General features: G+C 69.3%; 21 protein-coding genes. 4 read left to right on the top strand and 17 right to left on the bottom strand.

Features of this window, described 5'->3' with window-relative positions:
- Positions 1–46: 46 nt before the first annotated feature.
- The 13 genes from EV644_RS22980 to EV644_RS23040 form a co-directional block, all read right to left on the bottom strand.
- Entirely contained in the window at positions 47–1,318 is a 1,272-nt protein-coding gene (locus tag EV644_RS22980; RefSeq protein WP_132190750.1) for a Fic family protein, read from the bottom strand.
- A gap of 83 nt (positions 1,319–1,401) precedes the next feature.
- The gene (locus tag EV644_RS22985) at positions 1,402–2,118 is read right to left on the bottom strand and encodes an FHA domain-containing protein (protein WP_132190751.1); all 717 of its coding nucleotides are present in this window, start codon (positions 2,116–2,118) and stop codon (positions 1,402–1,404) included.
- Positions 2,115–3,392 carry a vWA domain-containing protein gene (locus EV644_RS22990; protein ID WP_132190752.1) on the bottom strand — a complete coding sequence of 426 codons (1,278 nt, stop codon included), beginning with the start codon at positions 3,390–3,392 and terminating at the stop codon, positions 2,115–2,117. The genes EV644_RS22985 and EV644_RS22990 overlap by 4 nt, the downstream gene beginning before the upstream one ends.
- Before the next feature lie 46 nt (positions 3,393–3,438).
- Positions 3,439–4,488: a PP2C family protein-serine/threonine phosphatase gene (locus EV644_RS22995; protein ID WP_241998649.1), complete on the bottom strand. Its 1,050-nt coding sequence runs from the start codon at positions 4,486–4,488 to the stop codon at positions 3,439–3,441.
- Positions 4,485–6,752 (bottom strand): serine/threonine-protein kinase, encoded by a 2,268-nt coding sequence (locus tag EV644_RS23000; protein ID WP_132190754.1) that lies wholly within the window; start codon positions 6,750–6,752, stop codon positions 4,485–4,487. The genes EV644_RS22995 and EV644_RS23000 overlap by 4 nt, the downstream gene beginning before the upstream one ends.
- A complete protein-coding gene (locus EV644_RS23005; RefSeq protein ID WP_132190755.1) occupies positions 6,749–7,933 on the bottom strand; it encodes a coiled-coil domain-containing protein in 1,185 nt (394 codons plus the stop codon). The genes EV644_RS23000 and EV644_RS23005 overlap by 4 nt, the downstream gene beginning before the upstream one ends.
- Positions 7,933–8,889, bottom strand: coding sequence for a glutamate ABC transporter substrate-binding protein (locus EV644_RS23010; RefSeq protein ID WP_132190756.1), 957 nt, complete (start codon positions 8,887–8,889; stop codon positions 7,933–7,935). Before EV644_RS23010 ends, EV644_RS23005 begins: the two co-directional genes overlap by 1 nt.
- Positions 8,886–10,214 (bottom strand): GlnX family signal transduction membrane protein, encoded by a 1,329-nt coding sequence (locus EV644_RS23015; protein ID WP_132190757.1) that lies wholly within the window; start codon positions 10,212–10,214, stop codon positions 8,886–8,888. Before EV644_RS23015 ends, EV644_RS23010 begins: the two co-directional genes overlap by 4 nt.
- Complete coding sequence (locus EV644_RS23020; RefSeq protein WP_132190758.1) at positions 10,211–11,557, bottom strand: AAA family ATPase; 1,347 nt, start codon at positions 11,555–11,557, stop codon at positions 10,211–10,213. The genes EV644_RS23015 and EV644_RS23020 overlap by 4 nt, the downstream gene beginning before the upstream one ends.
- A complete protein-coding gene (locus tag EV644_RS23025) occupies positions 11,554–12,159 on the bottom strand; it encodes a hypothetical protein (protein ID WP_132190759.1) in 606 nt (201 codons plus the stop codon). Before EV644_RS23025 ends, EV644_RS23020 begins: the two co-directional genes overlap by 4 nt.
- A gap of 52 nt (positions 12,160–12,211) precedes the next feature.
- Complete coding sequence (locus EV644_RS23030; protein ID WP_132190760.1) at positions 12,212–13,471, bottom strand: toxic anion resistance protein; 1,260 nt, start codon at positions 13,469–13,471, stop codon at positions 12,212–12,214.
- Positions 13,472–13,619: 148 nt separating this feature from the next.
- Positions 13,620–14,081 (bottom strand): dihydrofolate reductase, encoded by a 462-nt coding sequence (locus EV644_RS23035; RefSeq protein ID WP_132190761.1) that lies wholly within the window; start codon positions 14,079–14,081, stop codon positions 13,620–13,622.
- The gene (locus EV644_RS23040) at positions 14,078–14,869 is read right to left on the bottom strand and encodes a thymidylate synthase (RefSeq protein ID WP_132190762.1); all 792 of its coding nucleotides are present in this window, start codon (positions 14,867–14,869) and stop codon (positions 14,078–14,080) included. Before EV644_RS23040 ends, EV644_RS23035 begins: the two co-directional genes overlap by 4 nt.
- A gap of 100 nt (positions 14,870–14,969) precedes the next feature.
- On the opposite strand from EV644_RS23040, the gene EV644_RS23045 reads away from it, so the two are divergent.
- Positions 14,970–15,644: a peptidyl-tRNA hydrolase gene (locus EV644_RS23045; RefSeq protein WP_132190763.1), complete on the top strand. Its 675-nt coding sequence runs from the start codon at positions 14,970–14,972 to the stop codon at positions 15,642–15,644.
- A 117-nt stretch (positions 15,645–15,761) separates the two neighbouring features.
- Positions 15,762–16,136: a hypothetical protein gene (locus EV644_RS23050; protein ID WP_132190764.1), complete on the top strand. Its 375-nt coding sequence runs from the start codon at positions 15,762–15,764 to the stop codon at positions 16,134–16,136.
- A gap of 24 nt (positions 16,137–16,160) precedes the next feature.
- On the opposite strand, the gene EV644_RS23055 is transcribed toward EV644_RS23050, so the two are convergent.
- The 4 genes from EV644_RS23055 to EV644_RS23070 are packed head-to-tail and all read right to left on the bottom strand — an operon-like array spanning position 16,161 to position 18,170.
- Positions 16,161–16,745, bottom strand: a complete 585-nt coding sequence (locus EV644_RS23055; RefSeq protein ID WP_132190765.1) for a dihydrofolate reductase family protein — start codon at positions 16,743–16,745, stop codon at positions 16,161–16,163.
- On the bottom strand, positions 16,742–17,359 hold the full coding sequence (locus EV644_RS23060) for a dihydrofolate reductase family protein (RefSeq protein ID WP_132190766.1): 618 nt from the start codon (positions 17,357–17,359) through the stop codon (positions 16,742–16,744). The genes EV644_RS23055 and EV644_RS23060 overlap by 4 nt, the downstream gene beginning before the upstream one ends.
- The gene (locus tag EV644_RS23065) at positions 17,356–17,835 is read right to left on the bottom strand and encodes an SRPBCC family protein (RefSeq protein WP_132190767.1); all 480 of its coding nucleotides are present in this window, start codon (positions 17,833–17,835) and stop codon (positions 17,356–17,358) included. The genes EV644_RS23060 and EV644_RS23065 overlap by 4 nt, the downstream gene beginning before the upstream one ends.
- Entirely contained in the window at positions 17,832–18,170 is a 339-nt protein-coding gene (locus EV644_RS23070) for an ArsR/SmtB family transcription factor (RefSeq protein ID WP_199239952.1), read from the bottom strand. Before EV644_RS23070 ends, EV644_RS23065 begins: the two co-directional genes overlap by 4 nt.
- 133 nt (positions 18,171–18,303) lie before the next feature.
- Between EV644_RS23070 and EV644_RS23075 the strand changes: the two genes are divergently transcribed.
- Together EV644_RS23075 and EV644_RS23080 are read left to right on the top strand one after the other, a co-directional pair.
- The gene (locus tag EV644_RS23075; protein WP_241998651.1) at positions 18,304–18,519 is read left to right on the top strand and encodes a hypothetical protein; all 216 of its coding nucleotides are present in this window, start codon (positions 18,304–18,306) and stop codon (positions 18,517–18,519) included.
- Positions 18,519–19,010: a Clp protease N-terminal domain-containing protein gene (locus EV644_RS23080; RefSeq protein WP_132190769.1), complete on the top strand. Its 492-nt coding sequence runs from the start codon at positions 18,519–18,521 to the stop codon at positions 19,008–19,010. Before EV644_RS23075 ends, EV644_RS23080 begins: the two co-directional genes overlap by 1 nt.
- The last annotated feature ends 8 nt before the right edge of the window (positions 19,011–19,018 follow it).

Genomic DNA, 19,018 nt, shown 5'->3' on the forward strand with positions numbered 1-19,018 from the left:
AGCTTCCTTCCGCAATAGGGAAAACTGGTTGAAGCCACCGGCTCGTCTAGGACTTCGGCTGGCGGTAGGGGACGGCGCGCTTCGGCTGCTCCTCTTTGGTATCGCCTGAGTCGGTGGCTGACGCCCGCTCATAGTCGGTCAGCACCTCAAACACGCGGGGTGCCTCGAGCAAGCGATACCTCTGCTGGTCGCCAACGGTGCGGAGGACGCCCGCGGTGACCAGAGTGTCGGCGGCCGCGAACGCGGCAGACCTACTTGCGCCGGTCAGACGGGCGATGTCTTCAGCCGTGATGACCGGATTTGCGATCAGTTCTGCCAGCAGGCGGTCAGTCGCGCTGTTGGCTCTGGGGTGTACCACCTCGCGCCAGTCTGCCTCGAGAACCTCGAGTCTGGACTGCAGAGCTCCCGCATCGGTGGTTGCGCGACGGGTGGCGGTCAGAAAGACATCCAGCCAGTCGCGGATCCCGGCGGAGGCTTCCGGACTGTCGGCGGTGCCGACGTACCGGAACTTCGACAGCCCTTCGACATAAGCGCTTGCCCGCGTCGCGAGGGCCAGGCTGATCGGTGGTACGAAGCCCGTCGCGAGTCCTCTCCGTCTCAGGACGACCTGGATGAGCGCTCGGCCGGTTCTGCCGTTCCCGTCCCCGAAGGGGTGGATCGTCTCGAACTGCGCGTGCGCGAGTCCAGCTTGAACGGTCCCTGGCAGATCATCGCGATTGACGAATGCGCAGAGGTCGTCGAGCAGTTCGACGACATACTCGGGCGGCGGAGGCACGAATGCCGCTTGACAGGGGTTGAAGTCGTTCCCGCCGATCCAGTTCTGCTTGGTGCGCAACCGACCCGCGATCTCCGGTTGGTCAGAGCGCTCCATCAGCGCGGCGTGGATGTCCAGGAGGTGTTGTACCTCGATGCTGTCAGCTGTCGCGACCGAGTTGACCGCAAGACTCATGGCTTGCACGTTGCCCAGGACGGCGTCGGCCGTCGAGTCACGGTCAGGTATGCCGGCGGCCACGCGGGCCTCATGCCTGGCCAGTCGCCTGCTGTTGACTTGAAGGCCTTCGATCTTCGAGGACGCGACCGCCTCGGCGCGGAGCAGAAAACGCGCGAGCTGCTCCAAGTTGTGCTTGCCGACGCTGCTGAAAGTCGCCAGGGCTCGCTCAGTGTCTGCTACGTCGGCGGCCAGTTCTGCGCTCAGGTCCAGCGCGTGGGTCGTTAGATGGTCAGGGACGTACGCCGAATATTCACAGGGTCGTCTGTGCTTGCGCGGTCCATAAGCTTCTGGACTCGAGCTCCAGATTGCTGTTATCTGCTGGCTCAAACCTGGACTCCTTCTCCTCTAAGTCCAGGTTATTACCACAACCTGGACTTAAAAGTATCTAAGTCCAGGTTGCAGAGCTGAAATCAGGCCTGGCCGGCTTGTTCTTCGGGGGTTGCCTTGCGTACTACGAGGCGGGTCCAGGCGCCTACGTAGACGCGGTCGTCGCTGTCCAGTTCGTGGCGTTGGCCCGGGGGGATGGGGTCTTCGGGGAGAGGGCCGGAGGAGGGGGCGACGAAGGTGCCGTTGGAGGACTGGAGGTCTTCCACCCACCAGCGCTGGCCGTCGGTGGTCAGCTGGGCCTGACGGCGGCTCACGCCGGTGTCCTCGCCACAGTCGATCTCCGGGGTGATGCCACGGCTCTTGGAGGGGCGCCCGATCAGCACGCTCTTCGCGGTCACCGGGATGACCACCGGAAGGCCCGGCGACGGGCACGGGTCGTCACTCTGCTGGACCTCGTACCAGTCGGGGTCGACCCAGCGCTCCACCACCCAGTCCGCGACCTGCTGGGGCGCGGGCGGCACCGGCGGCGGCGTACCGAGGTCGAGGGGTGAGGCCGGACGCGGCATCGTGCCGGTGGTGAAGTCGTAGCCGCAGTTCTCGCAGAACAAGGCGTCCGGCGCGGCGGGCTCCGAGCAGTTCGGGCAGTCCTGGGTCACCGGTGCGGGCGCCGGAGCGGCCGTCGCCGGGGCCGGTACCGACGCTGCCGCGGGGGTCGCGGCCGCGCCGATCGGCAGGCCGCAGACGTCGCAGTAGTCGGTGGAGACGGACGGGTGCCCGCTAGGGCACGTCACTGAGCTCATTTCTTCACCCGGGTGGTCTTGGTGGACGCGGTATCGAGTGCCATTTCGTCGGCCTTCTCGACGCTGCGCTTGAGCCGCACGGTGCCGGTGTCCTGGTCGTCGATGTCGACCACCTTGCGCAGCCGCGTGGTGGCCTCCTCGTTGCCGGTCTGGGCGGCGAGCTGGACGGCGCGGCCGAGCTTGGTGGTCGCGGTGGCGGTGTCGCCCGCGGCCTTCGCGGCCAGGCCTTCCTGGATCGCGTCGGCGAGCTCGGTCTGGCCGGTGTAGTGCGCGACCTCCGGGCTGATCCGGGTGGTGAGCGCCTCGTCCGCGGACCAGAGCGCCTTCACCAGGCCCTGCGCGACGACCTGGTCGCCGATCGCGAGCTGGACCCGGGCCGCGAGCTGCTCCTGCCCGATTCCCTTGGCAGCAAGGCGGATCGCGACGTGGTAGTCGCGGGACTCGTCACCCCAGGAGCCGGTCGGGTAGGCACCGGTCAGGGCGTTCACCTCGGTACGGCGCGAGGTCAGGTCGTCCACGGTCGGGGCGACCTGGCGGACGAACAGCACCTGGGCGCCCTGGGGAGCCCACACCCGCATGTCCGCGGTGGCGACGCCCTTGCTCATCGCCTTCTGGATCAGGCTGGAGAACTCGGCCGCGAGCTGGTCCGGCGCCGGGATGATGTCGACCGTGCCGAGCAGCGCGGTCGCGATCCGGCGTACCTCGTCGACCTGCCAGGCGACGCCGACGCCGCGGCAGTCGCACTGGAACTGCCCGGTGACAGCCTCGATCGTGGCGGTCAGCACCTCGGGCGACTCGTGCTGGTTCTCGCCGTCGGTGAGCAGGATCGCGTGCTTCTGGGTCAGTGACGGCACGGTCGCGAAGACCCGCGAGGCGAGCCGCAGCCAGGTGCCCATCGCGGTGCCGCCGTCGGCGTAGAAGCGGGCGACCGCGTCCTTGGCAGCCTGCCGGGTGAACATGTCCATCCGCACCATGACCGGCTCGGGCGACGGCGGGAAGGCGAGCTTGGCCCGGTCGTTGCCGGAGATGACCGCGAACCAGACCCCGTCGAGGATCTGGTCGAGCGCGGTCTGGGCGGCCTGGCCGGCGGCCAGGACGCCGTCGGCGCCCATCGAGCCGGAGGTGTCGACGATGATGATCTCGCCCGCGTCGCCGCTGCCGGTCTGGCCGGCCGCGCCCGCTCCGCTGCAGGACACCGTGACGATCGCGTGGACGTCGGTGCCGCCGTCGGGCAGGAACTCGTTCTGGTACACGGAGGCGGAGAACTCGGCCATCTCAGGCGTCCTTTCGGTCGAGCATCAGGCTGGGCAACGGTGAGAACTAGATACGGGCGAGGGCGACGGTGATGTTGTCCTGTCCGCCCTGGGCGTTCGCCCAGTCGACGAGCGCGGACGAGGTGGCCAGCGGCTCGCCGCCGTTGGCCGCCGCGGTCTGACGTACCAGGTCGGCGAGTGGTGCCGCCTCGGAGCAGTAGTTCCAGAGCCCGTCCGAGCAGACCAGCAGCCACCCGGGTCCGGTGACGTTGAGCGAGGTGGTACGGGGAGTGTGGTCCGGGGCGTCCTTGCCCAACCAGCGGGTGATCGCGTGAGCCTGCGGACCGGTCTCGGCCTCGTGCCGCGGTACGCCGGTCGCGATCAGCTCGGCGGCCCACGAGTCGTCCACCGTCAGGGCGACGGCCTCTGCCTCGTCCGGGAACCAGTACGCGCGGCTGTCCCCGACGACCCCGGCCACCAGCAGACCGTCCTCGAGCACAGTCGCCACGAACGTGCATGACGCCGGGTTCGGACTGTCCGGACTCGTGTTCTCCAGTACTGCGTCGCTCGCGGCATCGGCGGCAGCCTTGAGCCGCGCCACCACCGCACTGTTGCGCGACGACTCGGTGCCGAGGCCCTTCGCGTGACCGGCGACCAGTACGTCGCGGGCGGCTCGCGCGGCGGCCAGGCTGGCCACGTCGGAGTCGAGTGACGAGCTGACCCCGTCACAGACCACCAGCAAGGCCCTGCTGCCCGGCTCGGGATCGGCCGCTACGGCCAGGGCGTCCTCGTTGCGGCTGTGCCGGATCCCGCGATCGCACACACCGGCCACCCAGGGAGCGGGCTGCTCGCTGAAGTGGTCCCGGGGCTTGGTCGCCTTGGTGCCGCACGTCTCGCAGTACCCGTCCGCGCTGATCGTCCCGCCGCAGGAGCGGCAGGGACCCGGAACAGCGGAGGCCCCGGTGTTCAGCTCGATCGTCGGTTCGGTATCGGTGTCGATCGCCGGCATGCTGGGGCCGGTCGGCGTGAGCTCGGCCCCGCACGCCTCGCAGAAGCGGTCGGCCTCGGAGATCGGTCCGCCACAGCTGGGGCAGACCGTCTGGGTCGTACTCGTCATCGCAGCGTCCATCCTCGAACATCGTTGGCCAGGTCGACCAGGGCGATCCGTTCCTGCCGGCTGTGGGCCTGCCCGGCCAGCTCACGGTAAGCCTCTTCCAGCCCGTTCCGCAGGTCCGGCTCGGTCGCCTCCCGGCCGGCGACCCGCAGGGCGGGATCCGGCCCGCTCTTCCGCACCTCGTCGAGGGCGTTCTGGAACACGCTCGCCGACAGGTTGGCGCGGTCGACCGGGTCGATGGTCAGGTCCTCGATGTTGCTCATCGCCTCAGCCAGCGCCGCCAGCCCACGCCCCGATCCTGCCAGCAGCCCGGCTCTTTGGCGGCGAGCCCGCACGTACGCGCCGCTGGTTCGCGGTACCAGGTCGAGGGCGGCCACGGCGCCGTCGAGGTCGCCGCGGTTCGAACGGATCGCTGCCAGCCCGAACGCGGACGGCGCGATGTAGTTGGCGTCAGTGCGGGCACAGGTGAGGTACAGGCCCTCGGCAACGTCGTACTCGCCGCTGATCTCGCAGGAGACCGCCAGGGCGAGCTTGGGCGCCAGCTCGCCCGGCACCTGGCCGTAGACGGCGTTGAACGCCGACTGGGCCGTGGACGCGTCGTTGCGGGCCAGCGCGACCAGCCCGGACATCCAGACCGCCCGCCACTCCCACGGGTCTTCGGCGAGCAGGTCGGCGACAGCCGTGTCGACCATGTCGTACTGCCCGGACTCCAGCGCGGCCAGCGCGATCTCCAGTAGCACCTGGGCCGAGGACTCCGGCGCGTTGACCAGCAGTTCGAGCCGCTGGGCCGCGTCGGGCACGCTCACGGTCTTCAGCCAGCCGGCCATCTTGTCGCTGTTGTCCGTCGCCAGCGAAGGCAACCGCTGCCAAGGAGCCGCGGCGTCGCCGAGCCCGGCGGCCAGGTCACCCGGGCTGCCGAACAGCAGGGACGACGCGGAGTGCTGGGCCGCCTTGACGCCCTGCTTCTCCGCGACCACCTCCCGCAGTACGCCGAGGAGCTGGACACGGAACTCGTCCGCGGAGACGAAGCGGTCGGCCGGGTCGGACGCGCAGGCCTTCAGCAGCAGCCGGTAGACCGAGTCGTACTGCTGGAAGAGCGGGACCTCCGAGATCGGCGGCAGCGACCCGACGTACCGCGACTGGTAGCCGCGGAACTCGAACGCCAGCACGCACAGGGTGCGGCCGAGGGTGTAGATGTCGGAGGCGACCGACGGGCCGACCTCGGCCACCTCGGGAGCCTGGAAGCCGACCGTGCCGTAGATCGCGGAGTCCATGTCGTCGATCCGGCGGACGCCGCCCAGGTCGATCAGCTTCACCGCGTCGCCGACCTGGATGATGTTGTCGGGCTTGAAGTCGCAGTAGACCAGGCCGAGGTCGTGCAGGTAGGAGAAGGCGGGCATGATCTCGAGCAGGTAGGCGATCGCCTGGTCGATCGGCAGCGCGTCGTACTGGTTGTGGTTCGCCGCCATCCGTTGCTTGAGCAGGGTCTTCAGCGAGGTGCCGCCGACGTACTCCATCACGATGTAGCCGGCGCCGTCGTGAGTGACGAAGTTGTAGATCTCCACGATCAGCGGGTGCTCGACCCGGGCCAGGAACTGCTGCTCGGCGATCGCGGCCGCGACGGCGTCGGGGTCCTCGGAGTTCAGCAGACCCTTCAGTACCACCCAGCGGTCGGACACGTTCTTGTCCTGGGCCAGGTAGATCCAGCCGAAACCACCGTGCGCCAGGCAACCTTTGACCAGGTACTGACCGCCGACCAGGTCGCCGTCCTTCAGCTTCGGCGAGAACGAGAACGGGCTGCGGCACTTCGGGCAGAAGCCCTCGGTCCGGCCCGGCTGGTCGCCGCGGGACCGGCCGACCGGGTTGCCGCAGTTCGGGCAGTTCCGGCGGTCCTCGGGGACCATCGGGTTCGCCAGGATCGCCTTGCTCGCGTCGATCGCGGGGATCGGCGGCACGTGGGTCAGACCGGCGCCGAGCCGGGCCCCGCGCAGCCGGGTGGACGAAGTACCGAGGCGACGGGTCAGTTTCGAGCCGGCAGCCTGGGCGCGCGCGGAGCCGAGCGGTGTCGAGGCCAGCCGGTTGGAGGCGCGGGAGACTGTCGATGCCGTGCTGATCGGGTCAGGGGTATCCGGAGTCTCCACAGCGGGAGCACCGGCGACAGCGGACGGGCTGACCGCACCAGCGGGCGCCGGCGAGCCGCAGACGTCGCAGTAGCCGTCCATGATCGTGCCGGAGCAGCCCGGCTGGGTGCAGGCGATGGTCGTCATGTCGTCCCTCCTGTGGCGCGACCGGACTCGTGCCCCTGCTGGGGCTTCGGCCCGGTGGCCAGACTGGTGTCCAGATAGGTCTGGTACGCCGCCACGAGTGCGCCGAGCCGGACCAGGTTCACTGGTTCGGAGTCAAGCACCTCATGGCCGCGCCGGTAGAGCTCTGCCAGGTCTTCGGTGGTTCCACTGGTCCGGGCGACGCTGCCGGCCTTCACCTGGTACGCGTCCAGCCGCCCGGCCAGCTCGTCCCGCCGCTCAAGCGCGGCCCGGTACGCCGACTGCGCCTGCCCCAGCGCACGCCGTACGGCGTCCAGGCGGGTCAGGTATTTCTCCAGCTCGGCAGGGGTGTTCGGCACCGGCCCGAGCGCGGTGACATCCGGTACGCCGAGCCGTGGCGCCGGGGTGACTCCGGCGACGCACCGGTCGGCCAGGGCCCGAACAGCCTGCCCCTGCGCCTCGAGCTCTGTCCGGACCGCGCGCGCCCGGGCGACGTCGGCAGCCCGCTCCCGCCGGGTGGCACCGCCGACGATCAGGTCCCGTTCGTTGCGGGCGGCATCGATCTCCAGGGGGCCGATCAGGCCGCCCACGTCGGCACCGCGCCTGGCCCGCTCGGTCAGGTCGGTGACCCGGCGGTCCAGGTCGTGGTGCGCCGCGATCGCCTCGTTGCGGCTGACGGCCGGCTCGCGGGCGACCAGGTCGTTGATCCGCTCCACCTGGGCGCGCAGCTGGCGAAGCCGGGCGGCCAGATCGGCGTCGCCGGGCTCCAGGGCGAGCTTGGCCCGCAGCGTGGAGGCCAGCGCGTCCGACAAGGTGCATGCCTCAGGCAACGAAACCGCGAGTGATCCGCCGGCCCCGCCGGTGTCCAGACCGCCCCAGATCAAGGTGGAGATCCGCTCGGTCTCGGTCGGTCCGACCCGGCCGGAGTCCCAGGTCACCAGGATCAGCTCGTACCGGTCCGAGACCGCCTTCCACACCGCCATCGACAGCACTACGTCAGCACTGAGCGCATCGGCGTCCTCGGACTGCAGAGCAGCCTGGTCGAGCTCGTCCAGCTCCGCCCGCCGCCGATCCCGCCACGCCCCCAGCGCATCGAGGAACGACAGCAGATCCTTCGCAGGAATGCTGCTGCCGATCCTCCCCGGTGGAGCCGGCGCAGAAGCCGTCGGCGTACCTACTGTCATCAGCTCCTGCCGTAAACAGCCGCGGGGGGCGTCGGAGCCGTGCCGAGGTCCTCAGCGAGCCAGTCGTCATAGTGGATCTTCCAGCGACCGCTCGCCTTCATGTCCGCCAGCACGGCGTTCACGAACCGGACGAACTCGGGGTGCTCGAGGGACATCCCGAGGCCGTACGGTTCCTCGCTGAACCGCTCGTCCTTGATCACCTTGGCGTACGGATCCTGCGCCGCCTCGCCGGCCAGCACGGTGTCGTCACCGGTGATGCCGTAGGCCTTGCCCTGCTGGAAGAGCACCAGGCAGCCGCCGTCGCTGTCGGCGGTGATCGGCTTGACCATCGGGAACAGCCTGACCATGTTGTCGAGGCTGGTCGAGGCCGCCGGCGCGCAGATCGTCTTGCCCGGCAGGTCCCGGAGACTCTTCGCCTTGGAGTCCAAGGGGACCAGCACCTTCTGGCCGGAGCGGTAGTACTCCGCAGAGAACGCGATCTGGCCCCAGCGCTCACAGTTGATGGTCATGTTGCGCGCGACGATGTCGACCGAGCCGTCGACGATCACCGGGATCCGCTGCGGGCTGGAGATCACCCGCAGTTCGAGCGAGACGCCGAGCGCCTTGGCGACCTCGGTGACCATGGCGATGTCGAAGCCCTCGATGACACCGGTGATCGGGTTGCGCGCGCCCAGGTGCAGGCTGTCCGCAGAGACGCCTGCGATCAGCCGGCCACGCTTCTTGATCGTCGTGATGTAGGAGTCAGCCGGGAACTGCGCCGATGCGAGCAGACCAGGTTCCGGTGCGTAGGAGGCCAGCGGGTTGCCGCAGTCGGGCTGCGGCTTCACCTGGGCCGGAGTCGGCTTGGCCGGAGCGGGCTTGGTCGGGACCGGCGTCGCTTCGTAGGTGCTGGACCCGCAGGCTGTTGCGGCGAAGAGGAGGGTCAGGGTGCCGGCGATCAGGGATTTCTTGTTCATCGGTACTCCTCCAGTCGCTGCGACATGCCCCAGACGATGAGCAGGGCGGCAACGATGCCGATCGGCAGGCCGAGCCAGGCGATCGGCGGGAGGCCGTCGCGCGCGTCGGCCAGGTTTGCCTGGGTCAGATCGCTGACCGCGTTCAGGCTGTCGCCGGATTGCTTGTCGAAGGTGGTGAAGGCGGCGTTGGACGTCTGGCCGCCGCTGCCGATCGCCTTGTCGACCGCCTGGTCCCAGTTGCCGCCGTCGTCGTCCCTCCGGATGGCGACGTGCACGGTCTTGTAGGTGCTCCAGAGGCTGGTCAGTCCCGGACCGTTGGTGTCCGAGGCGGCGATCTGGTCGTCGACGGTGCCGGAGGACTTCTTCCAGGCTTCTTCGAAGGCGGCGCCGGAGCCGCGGGCGATCAGGGTCAGGCTCTCGTTCGACTTCGCGTCGTACGCCGCGATGCGGGCGCGGGAGAGCGCCAGCGTGTCGGCGTATGCGTCGCCCCTGGTGTCCTCGGCTGCGCCCGAGGCGCTCGCCAGCGACGTACCGCCGACCAGCATGGTCAGCAGCACCAGCACAGCGGCTGCGGCGATCGGCACGTTCAGGTACCGGTGGGTCTTGCGGGCCAGCCAGTACAGCGTCAGCCCCAGAACGATCAGTGTGGCCAGCCCGGCCAGGTACAGCCACACGCTGCCCTTGCCGACGTTATTGAACTCGGTGGCGACGCGCTCCTCGTTGGCCTTGACCAGTGCGGTCACCAGCGGCAGCGAGTCCGTCTGCAGGCTCGCGCTCGCATCCTTCAGGTACTGCGAACCGATGGGCAGACCCTGTCGGTTGTTGGCCCGGGCCTGCTCGATCAGCCCCTGGTAGGTGAGCAGGGTGGCGTTGAGGGCGCCGAGAGCCTCCTGGTCCGCGGGCTGTGCGGTGGCTGCCTCGGAGATCAGGTTGGCGGCTGTCGACATCGAGTCGACGAACTGCTGCCGCTGCGCGGGCGGCTCGAGGCCACCGACCAGGAAGGCGTTGGTGGCGTTGGCGTTGGCGCTGACCAGGTTGGTGTGGATCGCCTGGATCCGGACCAGCTGCGCCGTGTTCTCCTCGGCCCGCTGAAGTGCTCCCGCGGACTGGCGGAAGCCCTGCGCCGCCGCGGCGCCGAAGAGCACGGCGACTACCGCGGCCAGGATGAGGAGGGCCCGCATGCGGCCCGGCGTACCGGCGAACCAGGCGCGGACCGCGCCCAGCCGGGAGTTGGTGGGGGTTGACGAGGACTGCGGGCCGGTGGGCGCGGCCTGTGGAGCCGACGGCGACAATGTCGCCGGGGGCGCACTGGTTGTCTGGGTCACGCCGTTTCTCCTTGCTCGGGCTCGCTCAGGTCTTCGTCGGTCAGGTCCTCAGGGAGGATCTGACGCAGCTGCTCGGTGGTGGGTGCCGTGACGTCGCGAAGTCGCCAGGCGTGCCGGCCGATCGCGGCTTCGAGCATGTTCCGGGCGAACCGGCCGTTGCCGAACGAGCGGTCCCGCGGCGTCGAGGCCAGGATCACCTTGAACTGGTCCAGCGCCTTCTCGGTCAGCTCGTAGTCGGCGCCCTCGGCCAGCCCGGTCAGGATGTCGGTCAGCTCTTCGTCCGTGTAGTCCTCGAACCCGATGGTGGTCCGGAACCTGCTGGCCAGTCCGGGGTTCGCGGCGATGAAGGTCTCCATCGGCTCGGGATACCCGGCGACGATCACGACCAGGTCGTCGCGCCGGTCCTCCATCTCCTTGACCAGCGTGTCGACGGCCTCCCGCCCGTACTGGTCGGCGCCGGTATCACCGGCGGTCAGGCTGTAGGCCTCGTCGATGAAGAGCACGCCGCCGGCTGCGGAGGCGACTACCTCGGCTGTCTTGGTGGCGGTCTGCCCCAGGTAACCCGCGACCAGCTCTGAGCGGTCCACCTCGATCAGCTGTCCCTTGGAGAGCAGGCCGAGCGCCTTGTAGATGCCACTGACCAGCCGGGCCACTGTGGTCTTGCCAGTGCCGGGGTTGCCCACGAATACGAGGTGGCGGGTGATGGTCGGGCTCTTGAGTCCTGCCTCGGTCCGGAGCTTCTCGACCCGCAGTACTGCGACCTGTCGGTGTACCTCGCGCTTGACCTTCTCTAGGCCGGTGAGGTCGTCCAGCTCGGCCAGGAGTTCCTCTACGGTCCGCTCGGGCTCCGCCGGCTTCTCTTCTACTGCCTTGGCTTCTAGCGACTTGGCCTGTGTGGCTGGCGCCGGTGTAGCTGGGGTAGGTGTCGCCTGGACTGGCCGAGCGCCTACTGCTTGGAGCTGGGCCGCTGCTGCGACCGAGGCGTTGCCGATGACGCGCATGGTGGGTTCACCCAGGCTGCAGGCCGCCGATGCCACCTCAGCCAGCGCCTCGGCGTACGGGATCTTCTCCGGCGATCCCTGCGCGACCAGATCAGTCAGTACTGCGGTCGGCGCGCCCCGCCATCTCCGGCCGCGCACGGCGGCGTTGAAGAAGTCTTGTGTGCCAGCGCCAGGTGTCACCGAGGCCCAGTCGGCTGGTGCGCCAGGAGCTGACTCGGCCAGGGCCGCCGCGAGTGAGAGTGCTTCCGCCCGGGCAACGTCCTCCGGAACGTCTGCACGCGCGGCGACGGCCAGCAGAGCCGACAGTGCGCCCTGCAGCGAAGTACCCCCCGCGCCGCTCATGCTCCTCCTCGTCCCGGTGGTGGTTGCAGTGGTCCCGCCCCGCTGTCGGGCGGTGGTGTCGAAGGTGGCGTTGATGGTGCTGGTGTCGACGGGGTCGGGCCGAGGGCGAGGCCGCCGCCGGTCGAGCCGGTGCCGAACTTCTCCTGCAGGAAGCGGCCGTGTGCGATCAGGGCCGCCGCGTCCGCCCGGTTGACCGCGTCGAACACCTTGTCCATCGTCGAGCCCAGCAGGTCCAACTGGTCGATCAGGATCATCAGCGAGGTCTTGCCGCGGTCCACCGGCCGGCTGTCCGCCCACTGCCTCGGCAGTCGCAGGTAGCCGCCGATCGCCTCCGGCAGGTAGTCCGTCGCCGTCGCCATCACCGAGTACGCCTGGGCGCTGCCGCCGAGGTTCCCGAGCCGCGGGATGGTCTCCCGGACAGTCCGGACCACCCGGCCGACGCGTGACGCGACCACGGCCGGCACCGCTCCGTCCGCGACCAGTTGCTCGACCCGGACCAGCGCCTGCAGCAGGTCCTCGTTGGTCGGCGCGCGGGGGATCGGGGCAGGCTCGGGCTCCGCCTTGCGGCCGGTCAGCCGCGCGAAGAAATCACCCAACGCCATCCAGTTTTCCCGTCCCCCCGCTCGTCTGCCGGTTCCGTCCCGAGGTCCGCGCTCAGCCGAGGTCCAGGGTGCCCTGGACCGCCCGCTGGTCCTGCTGGGCGACCCGGTCCAGGTAGCTGCGCGACTTGGTCACCTCGGACTCGAGGGTGCCGATGGTGGCGGCCATGTTGTCCAGCGCCTCCACCTTGAAGGTGTCGATCGCGTCCATGGTGGCGTAGATGTTCGCGAACGCCGCCTGCAGCTGAGGCAGCCCGATCGAGGCCGACGCCGCCTGCTGCTGGATCGCCACCGAGTTGTCCCGCAACATCTGCGAGGTGCGCTCGATCATGCCGCTGGTGGTGGTGTTGAGCGCGGTGATCTGGTCGAGCACCAGCTTCTGGTTGCCGAGCGCCTGCGCCACGATGACCGCCGTACGGAGGGCGGAGACGGTTGTGGTGGAGGCGCGGTCGACGCCCTTGATCAGCTCGATGTTGTTCTTGATCACGATGTCGATGGCCAGGTAGTTCTGGATCGACACGGCGAGCTGGGTGAGCAGGTCCTGGTGCTTCTGCCGGACGTAGAACAAGACGTCGTCGCGCAGCGCCCGGGCCTTCTCGGGATCGGTCACCTCGAGGTCGGCGATGGTCGCCGCCAGCCGGGCGTCCAGCCGCTCGGCGACGTACACGTACTGGTTCAGCCGGGCCATCGCGTCCCAGAGTTGCTGCTTCTCCAGGTTCAGCGAGGCGTTGTCCTTGCCGAGCTGGTCCTGGCCGTCGCGGAGCGCGTGCAGGATGCCCTCGAGGTGCGTCTGGGCGCTCTGGTACTTGCGGAAGTAGTCCTCGATCTTGTCGCCGAACGGGATCATCCCGAACAGCTTCTTGGCCCCGGTGGCTTCCTTCGGGTCCAGGCTCTCGACCGTGCGGCGCAGCTCGAGCAGGGTCTTGCCGACCGTCGAGCCTTCGGAGAGTCCGCCGCTCTGCAGCGCCCTCACCGGCTGCTGGAGGAGCCGGTTGGAGCTCTCCGCTGCGTGCCGGATGTCGACGTCACCCATGCTCCGGACATCAGTGGCCTTGGCGGCGAACTCCGGCGAGCGCGGCTCGACCGTCATCAGCGAGGTGAGGAAGGTGTCGACCTTCGCGTCCAGCCCGGGCAGCGCGGCGGGGTCCACGGCGGGCGCCAGGCTCGGGGCGGCCGTCGCGGCGACGGGCTGTGTCGGTGCGGGCGCGGTCAGTATCAGGCCGGGTGCGGTCGCCGTCGGCGGCTGCAGCGGCGACTGCGCGGCTGCCGCCGCCGGTGCTGCCGCCGCGCCTTGCGTGTTGTCAGCTTCGGTCATCGTCGTTCCCCTCCGGTGGCCTGCCGCGAGCCTGCGGCCCACGTCCCCAGTCACACAGTCCGTGACGCGCACACAATCTACGCGGTTCCCGGCCCACCATGACCGAGCCGTTGCGCACTCGTTGTCAGGTAAGGCGTACGTCGGGCCGTCAGGCGCGGTGGTAGGTCACGAAGGTGAAGCCGTCGTGGGGGTTACGGGCGGTGACCTGCCAGTCCGACCGGTCGAAGACCGGGAAGGTGACGTCACCCTCGGGTGACTGGTCGACCTCGGTGAGTTCCAGGCGGTCGGCGTGCGGGAGGGCTTGGCGGTAGATCTCGCCGCCGCCGGCCACATAGACGTCCTTGCCGTCGGCAAGCCCGAGGGCGGCCTGCAGGCTGTGGGCCACCTCGACGCCGTCGACGGCCCAGTCCGGCTGCCGGGTGACGACGACCGTACGGCGGCCGGGCAGCGGGCGGCCGATCGAGTCGTAGGTCTTCCGGCCCATCACCAGGGTCTGCCCGAGGGTGAGCTCCTTGAAGTGCCGCAGGTCCTCGCGGATCCGCCAGGGCAGGTCGTTGTCGCGGCCGATCACCCCGTTGCTGCCGACCGCCGCGATGAGGATGACCGTCATACCGCGATGGGCGCCTTGATCCCGGGGTGCGGGTCGTACCCGACCAGCTCGACGTCCGCGATCTCGTAGGAGTCGATCGAGTCCCGCTTCGCCAGTTGCAGCGTGGGCAGCGGCCGGGGCTCGCGGGTGAGCTGGAGCCTGGCCTGGTCGAGGTGGTTCAGGTAGAGGTGGGCGTCGCCGAGGGTGTGGACGAAGTCGCCCACCTCCAGCCCGGTCTGCTGGGCCACCATGTGGGTGAGCAGCGCGTACGACGCGACGTTGAACGGCACGCCCAGGAAGATGTCCGCCGAGCGCTGGTAGAGCTGGCACGACAGCCGGCCGTCGGCGACGTAGAACTGGAACATCGTGTGGCACGGCGGCAGCGCCATCCCGTCCACGTCCGCCACGTTCCAGGCGTTGACGATGTGCCGGCGGGAGTCCGGGTTCTTCCTGATCGATTCGATCACGGCGGCGATCTGGTCGATCTGCCGGCCGTCCGGGGTCGGCCAGGAGCGCCACTGATACCCGTAGACCGGGCCGAGCTCGCCGTCCGCGTCGGCCCACTCGTCCCAGATGGAGATGTTGTTCTCGTGCAGCCACTTCACGTTGGTGGAGCCGCTGAGGAACCAGATCAGCTCGCCGACCACCGAGCGCAGGTGCAGCTTCTTCGTGGTCACCGCGGGGAACCCGGCGGTCAGGTCGTACCTGGCCTGGTGGCCGAAGACGCTGAGCGTCCCGGTCCCGGTCCGGTCTCCCTTCTCGACGCCGTGGTCCAGGACGTGCTGAAGGAGATCGAGATGCTGCCGCATGCCGCCAAACTAACAGCCGCCGGAATCACCCCGGGTGCGGCACGACGAGCTACCCGGAGGTGTCCGCTGAGCGGGCGGGCCGGGCTGGCAGACTCGCGGAGTGAGTTCAGAGGAGCGCGAGTTCGTGCTGACGTTGGTGCTGCAGGTGGAGAAGGCGGAGCGGCCGGGGCAGACGGATGCGCTGGAGACGGCGGCGCGCGCGGTACTGGCGATCCTGGCGGACGAGCGGTCGGTCGGGGACGGGGAATGGGCCGCCGCGATGCGGGACTGGCAGGACGCCCGGATCCGGAAGCTCGTACGTCGAGCCCGGGGTGCCGAGTGGCGCAGGGCGTCCGCGCTGCCCGGGATCACCGTGACCGGGACGACGGCCGTCGTACGGGTGTTTCCGCCTGTGCCGCTGGACGAGGTGCCCAAGGATCTTGCCAAGCTCCAGGTCACCGGCACCGATCTGCAAGATCCCGAGCCGCCGGGTGAACCCGGGCCTGGCACCCCGGTTCTGTGGGTGAACCCGCAGCTCGAGATGTCCACCGGCAAGACCATGGCCCAGGTCGGCCACGCCGCTCACCTCGCCTGGCTCGACCTGCCGGCTCCCGCTCGGAAGACCTGGCAGTCTGCGGACTTCCCTGTCGCCGTCCGCACCGCTACGGCGGCCCAGTGGTCGGCCCTCCTCCGGACCAGCCTCCCCGTCGTGCAGGACGCCGGCTTCACCGAGGTTGAGCCGGGTTCCTGCACTGTCATCGCCGACCACCCTGCCCTCCGCGGACGGGAGTACTGAGATCTAAGGGGTTCGGGGGCTTTTCTGAGGGGTTGCGGCCGATGTGGGTAGGGGGCCCGAGCCCCGACGGTGGAGGTAGAGCGGCGGTCCCGCGCCGCAGGGTCCACTGGAGGAGCCATGAACCGCAAGCAGTCAGCAGTCGCACTGTCCGTCCTGGCGATGGCAGGCGTCGTCCTGACCACCACCGAAGCGTCAGCGATGTACAAGGACCCGGAGTCCTGGGCCACGCACCTGACGCAGCCCGTCCCCGAGGGCTGGCCGGACGAGGGAGCCGGCTATCCGACGCCCGAGCCCACCATCACCGAGTACAACTACCCGAACTTCGACCCGAAGTACGAGGTTCCGCCACCGGCAAAGGTGGCGAGCGTCCCCAGGGTGTCGGACGACAACGGCGTCGAGGCCCTGCAGGCGGGTGCCTCAGCGCTGGGCGGCGCTGCCGTCGCCATGGGCGCGATGTGGTTCTACCGCCGCCGCCACGTCGTGACCGGCTGATCGTCTCCCACCTCGGGGGCAGGACTACCGGACTCGGTAGTGGAGGTGGGTCACGCGGGTGCCCTGGATGACAGAGGGGTCGTCCAGGAGCACCTGCGCGCCCGCGTAGGTACCGAAGAAGGGGATGCCGGTGCCGAAGACGACCGGGACCAGGTTGAGGACGACCTCGTCGACCAGGCCGGCGGCCAACGCCTGGCCGGTGAGATTGCCGGCGGTGAGGGAGACCGCCCGGTCGCCGGCGAAGTCCTTCGCCTGGTTGATCGCATCCTCGACGCCGTTCACGAAGGTGAAGGGGGCGTCGGGGAAGGGCCAGTCGGCCGGCGCTTCGTGGGTGACGACGAAGACATGCTCGCCGACCGCGGGGACACCGTGCCAGCCGTTGGTCAGGTCGAACAGGTGGCGTCCGATCACGGTCGCGCCGACCGTCGGCCACACCGAGTTGATGTAGCCGGCGGTCGCCTCGCTGACCTTGAAGGGCCGGCCCTTGTCGGTGCCGTACACCTCGACCGGACCGTTGTTGTAGAAGTCGAACAACGGACCGACGGCGTCGTCGGTGTCGGCGATGAAGCCGTCGAGGGAGACCGCGGCCGATGCGATGACCTTGCTCACGAGTCCTTCACCACCTTGTAGGTGAGATGTTGCGCGGCGGGAGTGGAGATGGCGTCGACCAGTTCCAGGCCGACTCTCGGTGCCTCGTCCCGGAACAGTGGGGTACCGCCACCGAGCACGATCGGTGCGACGTGCAGGCGCAGGGTGTCGGCGAGGCCCTCGGCGAGGACGGACCCGCAGATCGCGCCGCCGCCCATCACCACCACATCCTTGCCATCAGCAACTTCCTGCGCCTGCTGTACTGCGCTCGCCAGGCCGTCCGTGACGAAGTGGAACCGATCGCCGAGCCGGGTCTTCGCGGGCGCCTGGTGGGTGACCACGAAGATCGGCGGGACGGTCTCCCCATGGGGCTTGGCTCCGTAGCCCATCTCCTCGTTCCAGCCGTTCGGGCCGTCGATGAAGTCGAACAACCTGCGGCCCTGGATCACGGCGCCGGTCTGGGCGTACGACTCCTCCAGTACCGCGCGGTCCGCGTCGTTGCCCTCCATCACCCAGGTGTGCAGCACCAGGCCGTCGACACCGAGTCCGTGTGCGAGATCCGCACCCGGAGCGGTCACGTAGCCGTCCAGCGACATCGTGATGTCGACGACCACCGGGCTCTTGGCGGCGCTCATGACTTGTCACCGCTGAGCAGTTCGGCCAGTCGGTCCATCGAGTCGCGGATGCCGTACTCCATCCCGGCTTGGACCGCCGCGTCGCGGGACTCGACGGACGGGAACACCGACTGCGTGTGCAGCTTGACCCCGGTGTCGGTCTTCTCGTAGCGGGCCGACTCCAGGCAGACCTCGCCCGGCGCGCCCTCCCACTCGAAGGTCTGGATGATCCGCGCGTCCTGCTCGACCGTGTGGAAGACGCCGCGGAAGGCATCCTCGCGCCCGTTCGCCCGGTGGATGTAGCGATACCGGCCGCCCGGGCGGACGTCGTACTCGATCACGTCCATCTCCAGGTCGCGCGGGCCGAGCCACTGGGCGACCAGCGCCGGGTCGGTGGAGACCTTGAACAGCTGGGCCGGGGTGGCGTCGAACTCGCGGACGACCTCGATGAACGGGGTGCCCTCGGGGGCGTTGATGGTGGTCGGGTGAGTGCTCATGATTCCTGCTCCTTCACGGTTTGGAGGACGGCGTCGATCCGGCGGAACCGGCGCTCGGAGGCGAGCCGGTACTCGTCGATCCAGCTCGTCAGTTCTTCCAGGGCGGTCGGGTTGAGATGACAGGGACGGCGCTGGCCGTCACGGCTGCGCGTGATCAGGCCGGCGGCCTCGAGCACCTGGATGTGCCGGGACACGGCCTGCTTGGTGATCGCGAACGGCTCGGCGAGCTCGTTCACGGTCGCCTCGCCCCGGGACAGCCGGGCGATCAGTGCCCGGCGAACCGGGTCACCGAGCGCCATGAAGGCCCGGTCCAGTGCTGCCTCGTCAATCGACATCTTTATCAACCGTTCCGTTGATCAACTGATGCGTTGACTATAAACAGACCTTCTCGGGGAGGTCAAGAGGCGGGTTTTAGCAACCTTGGTTGACAGTTGCCTGTTGTCAACCTAAGTTGCTTCTTTGGAGAAATTGACGGATCCAACCGATCCCGGCGCGGGGCTGGCCGCGGTCGTCGCGCTGCGGCGGCTGGCGGACCGGCTCGAGGACAGTCAGGTGGAACAGGCGATGCGGGCCGGCTGGAGCTGGTCCGAGGTGGCCGAGGTGCTGGGGGTCACCCGGCAGGCCGTGCACAAGAAACACGCCAAGCGGCTGATCGCCGCGGGCGTCGCCCTGAGGAGGCGTTGATGTCGACGAAGACCAAGGACGTCCGGTCGGTGCTGGTCCGCGGTGCTCGCGCCGAGGCGAGGCTGGACAGCTCGTCCATGATCGAGGCCGAGCACGTGCTGCTCGCCCTCGCCACCTTGCCGGGGAGTGCGGCCGCGCGGATGCTGCACGGTGCCGGATTGACCAGGGACGCGATCCGCGCCGCGCTCGATCGTGAGTGGGAGCAGAGCCTGGCGACCGCCGGGATCGCCGTCACGGTCGCGGAGTTGCCCACGGCAACACCTGACGAGGAGCGGACTCCTGCCATCGGCGAGTCCACCAAGCTGCTGCTCAAACGCGCGATGGACAACGCGGCCGCGACCGGAGGCGGCCGGATCGGCGCCTCGAACATGCTCGTGGGTGTCCTCGACGCCAACCTCGGCCGCGTCCCCCGCGCTCTCGACCTGGCCGGCATCGACCGCGCCGCCCTCCGCGCCCAGGCCACCCAGGCCGCCGAACAAGGCGACCACTGAGCCGCCTG

Source organism: Kribbella orskensis, assembly GCF_004342085.1.
In the GTDB taxonomy this organism is placed as follows: domain Bacteria; phylum Actinomycetota; class Actinomycetes; order Propionibacteriales; family Kribbellaceae; genus Kribbella; species Kribbella orskensis.